Source organism: Nocardiopsis protaetiae, from assembly GCF_045446735.1.
GTDB classification, from domain to species: domain Bacteria; phylum Actinomycetota; class Actinomycetes; order Streptosporangiales; family Streptosporangiaceae; genus Nocardiopsis; species Nocardiopsis protaetiae.
In genome coordinates, this window is the sequence record NZ_JBJJBV010000458.1 from 1 (window position 1) to 2,984 (window position 2,984).

The window sequence follows — 2,984 nt, forward strand, 5'->3', positions numbered from 1 at the left end:
GCCGTCGCCCGCATGCGCGCCCTGCTCGACGTGTCGGGGGTGCGGCAGTGAGCACCCCCGCCCCCGCCCCCGCCGCCGTGGACGTCCCCACCGGACTCCCGGCCACCGTCCCCACCCCCGAACCGGGCGACCCTCGCCTGGCCCGGCTCTCCCTCAACCAGGCCACCGTCCGCCCCAGCACCCTCGTCCAGGCCGTCGACGGCTGCCTGCGCGCCGGGGTGCCCGCGATCGGCCTGTGGCGCGAACACGTCGCCGACCTGGGCCTGGACAAGGCCGCCGCCCTGGTGCGCCGCTCCGGGCTGCGGGTCACCTCCTACTGCCGGGGCGGCTTCCTCACCGGCCACGACCCCGCACCCGCCCTGGACGACAACCGGCGCGCCATCGACGAGGCCGCAGCCCTGGGCGCCCCGGTCCTGGTCATGGTCGTGGGCGGCCTGCCCGAGGGCGACCGCGACCTGGACGGGGCGCGCGCCCGCGTCGCCGACGCCCTGGCGGTCCTGGCCCCCTACGCCGCCGAACGCGGCGTCCGCCTGGGCCTGGAGCCCCTGCACCCCATGTTCTGCGCCGACCGGGCGGTGCTGTCCACCCTGGGGCAGGCCCTGGACCTGGCCGAACCGTTCCCCGCCGAGGCGGTCGGCGTCACCGTGGACACCTACCACGTGTGGTGGGACCCCCAGGTGCGGGCGCAGATCGCCCGGGCGGGCGCCACCGGGCGCATCGCCCTGTTCCAGGTCTGCGACTGGGTCCTGCCGCTGCCCGCCGACGCCCTGCTGGGCCGGGGCATGGTCGGCGACGGCCACATCGACGTCCGGTCCCTGCGCGAGGCGGTGGAGGCGGCCGGCCACACCGGCGACATCGAGGTCGAGATCTTCAACGCCGACATCTGGGCGGCCGACGTCGACGACGTCATCGCCACCACGGCCCGCCGCCACATCGAACACGTGCTGTGACCCCCTGCCCGAGCAGCCCCCCGCGAGGAGAGCCATGCGCTTCAACGGAATCCTGTTCTTCCCCCTGACACCCTTCGGCCCCGACGGGGCCGTGAACCCGGACGTGCTCGCCGACCACGTCGCCTCCGGGGTCGCCCACGGCGCCGGCGGGGTGTTCACCGCCTGCGGCACCGGCGAGATCCACGCCCTCTCGGCGGCCGAGCACGCCGCCGTGGTCGCCCGCACCGTCGAGGTCGTCGCCGGCGCCGTGCCGGTGGTGGCCGGGGCGGGCGGCAGCGTCGCCACCGCCGTCGAGCAGGCCCGCGCCGCCGTCCAGGCGGGCGCGGACGCGATCCTGCTGCTGCCCCCCTACCTGGTCTCCGCACCCCGGCGCGGTCTGGTGGAGTACGTGCGCACGGTCGCCGCCGCGGCCGGGCTGCCGGTCATCGTCTACCAGCGCGGCACCATGGTCCTGACCCCCGGGACGGCCGCCGAACTGGCCCAGGTCCCCGGCGTGGTGGGGATCAAGGACGGGGTCGGCGACCTGGGACTGATGCACCGGATCGTGCTGGCGGTGCGGCGGGTGCGCGGCGAGGACTTCACGTTCTTCAACGGGCTGCCCACCGCCGAGCTCACCGTCCCCGCCTACCGCGGCGTGGGGGTCCCCCTGTACTCCTCGGCGGCGTTCGCGTTCGTCCCCGAGGTGGCCGACGCCTTCCACAAGGCCGTCGAGACCGGCGACCCCCTGGCCGGGCGGCTGCTGGAGGAGTTCTTCGACCCCCTGGTGGGGCTGCGCGACCGCTCCCCCGGATACGCCGTGTCCCTGGTCAAGGCGGGTGCGCGGCTGCGCGGGCTCCCGGTGGGCGGGGTACGGGCCCCGTTCACCGACCCCACCCCCCGGGACGAGGCCGACCTGGCGGCGCTCATCGAGACCGGGCTGGCCCTGGTCGGGAAGGGCTGAGCCGATGCGCGTCACCGGGGTGCGCGCCCGCGCCCACAGGCTGCCCCTGCACCGGGCGTGGGACGGCGGCGTCGACCGCAACGACATCGTCGTGGTCCACGTGGACACCGACACCGGGCTCACCGGGACCGGGTTCTCCTGGACCCCGCTCATCGGCGCCCGCTCGGTGCTCGCGCTCGTCGAGGACGACCTGCGGCCCGCCCTGGTGGGCGGGCCCGCCCACCCCGCCCGCTGGGACGAGCTCCACCGGCACCTGCGCGAGGCCGGCACCAGCGGCCTCACCCTGATGGCGCTGGCCGCCGTCGACATCGCCCTGTGGGACCTGGCGGCCAAGGCCGCCGGACAACCCCTGGTGGAACTGCTGGGCAGACGCCGGCGGGCGGTACCCGCCTACGGCAGCGGCGTCAACCTGGACTACCCCCTCAGCGACCTCCAGGACCAGGTGAAGGGGTGGCTGGCGGCCGGACACCGGGCGGTCAAGATCAAGGTCGGCTCCCCCGACCCGGCCCGCGACGCCGAACGCGTGCGAGCGGTGCGCACCCTGCTGGGCGCCGACGGACTGCTCATGGTCGACGCCAACCAGCGCTGGGACGTGCCCGCAGCGGCCCGCGCCCTGGCGGTGCTGGCCGAACACGACCCGCACTTCGTCGAGGAACCGCTGCCCGCCGCCGACCTGCGCTCCCACGAGCGGCTGCGCCCGCGCACCGCGGTGCCCTTCGCCCTGGGCGAGAACCTGCGCACGGTGGAGGAGTTCGAACGCTACATCGACGCGGGGGTGTGCGACATCGCCCAGCCCAACGTCGTGCGCGTGGGCGGCATCACCCCGTTCCTGCGCATCGCGGAGGCGGCCGCCCGCCGGGGCGTCCCGGTCGCCCCCCACCTGCTGCCCGAGCTGTCCGGGCAGCTGGCCCTGTGCCTGTCCCGACCCGCGATGGTCGAGGACATCGACCGCGCCTCCTTCGCGGACCTGGGGGCTTTGGCCGCCCCCACCGGTGTGCGGGTGGAGCGCGGGGCGCTGTCGGCGGACACCGGCCTCGGGCACGGTGTGGTGTTCGCCGACACGCTCAACCCCCTCCCCTAGCACCGGACGGGAC

At 76.0% G+C, this 2,984-nt stretch carries 3 protein-coding genes; all 3 read left to right on the forward strand.

All coding sequences use genetic code 11. From position 1 onward, the window contains the following. Window positions 1–47: 47 nt before the first annotated feature. The 3 genes from ACJOT3_RS33800 to ACJOT3_RS33810 are packed head-to-tail and all read left to right on the forward strand — an operon-like array spanning window position 48 to window position 2,971. Window positions 48–950, forward strand: a complete 903-nt coding sequence (locus tag ACJOT3_RS33800) for a sugar phosphate isomerase/epimerase family protein (protein WP_406977198.1) — start codon at window positions 48–50, stop codon at window positions 948–950. A gap of 34 nt (window positions 951–984) precedes the next feature. Next, window positions 985–1,890 (forward strand): 5-dehydro-4-deoxyglucarate dehydratase, encoded by a 906-nt coding sequence (locus ACJOT3_RS33805; RefSeq protein WP_406977199.1) that lies wholly within the window; start codon window positions 985–987, stop codon window positions 1,888–1,890. 4 nt (window positions 1,891–1,894) lie between these two features. Beyond that, window positions 1,895–2,971, forward strand: coding sequence for a mandelate racemase/muconate lactonizing enzyme family protein (locus ACJOT3_RS33810; protein WP_406977200.1), 1,077 nt, complete (start codon window positions 1,895–1,897; stop codon window positions 2,969–2,971). The last annotated feature ends 13 nt before the right edge of the window (window positions 2,972–2,984 follow it).